Raw genomic sequence first — 1076 nt, forward strand, 5'->3', positions numbered from 1 at the left:
AGCGCCTGAGTGGTGCTGAAACCCCGAGCTCTTTGTTCTTCGTAATACCCTTTCCAGGCTTTCGTACGGCTAGCCGACATCGCTGCATTGTGCAGAAGTCGGCGGGCCTCGGGGTCACCGCGCTTGGTCAAACTGCGGCGAGCGTCCTTCTGTCCTGATTTCGCCACCCGTAAATCCATGCCCAGGAAGGCGATAAATGCATCCGCGTTTCTAAAATCTCCTCGCTGAAATGCGGTTATCAAGCGGGCCCCAGTCAAAAATCCAATACCTTCAACTTTCAGGCAGCGCTTCAATTGACCGAGCAAGCCGGCTTCTTTGAGCTGATCGTTGATCGTCTTTTCGATCAGCGTCTCAAGCTGCTGCATGGACTTCACTTGCTCGGCAAAAGCCGCCTTGAGCAGCGGCTCATTCGACCAGCTCTGCACCAGGCCGACCCTGGCCTGGACCAAGGCTGCGCGACGGCGGAAAAGGCTCAGGAGCTGACGGTACAGCGGTGAGGGCGGAGTCCAGGGACGCAACTCCTCGGCTTCGTTCTTCAGGTAACGAGCCAGCAGCTTGGCATCCAGTGCGTCGGTTTTGGCGCGGATCTTCACGCCTTCGCGATAATGTTTGAGTTCATAGCCTCCCACCATGTAAATCGTGCAACCGGCCTCATAGGCCAGATCAGCGAAGTCCAGGTGGTAAATGTTGGTCGCCTCAATGGCAATAGCCACCGTCCCCGACAACGCCTTCAGCCACTGCTTGATGGATGTTTTGGTGTTGGGAATCTCTTCAAGCAAATCACCATCAAACTGATAAATCACCAGTTCATTCTTGGCGACATCCACACCCACGATCGATTTTGATAGAGAGACCGGCATTGCCACAGGATTTCCTCCGGGATAAGGTTTGAGCACTTGAAGGGCTCACCCAGAGGCGCAGGCTTGTTCCTATCGTCGGTCCTGGCCAGATGCATTCTTTATCGGCGCTTGGGTGAAAGGAGGAGGGGCGAAATCTCCCACGGTCTGTACTGCGTCAACAGTCAGAATCGAGCCTTGTCCCTCCTCCTCCCTTCAAGTCCTACCATACAAGCGAGC

The 1076-nt window shown here is 55.2% G+C and carries 1 protein-coding gene; it reads right to left on the bottom strand.

From position 1 onward, the window contains the following. Nucleotides 1-860, bottom strand: an 860-nt coding sequence (locus ACM6IT_RS24595) for an IS110 family transposase (protein WP_414918880.1), incomplete at its 3' end; no start/stop codon positions are given. Nucleotides 861-1076 lie beyond the last annotated feature (216 nt).

Origin of the sequence: Pseudomonas sp. IT-P4, from assembly GCF_949767755.1 — a bacterium.
In the GTDB taxonomy this organism is placed as follows: Bacteria; Pseudomonadota; Gammaproteobacteria; order Pseudomonadales; family Pseudomonadaceae; genus Aquipseudomonas; species Aquipseudomonas monachiensis.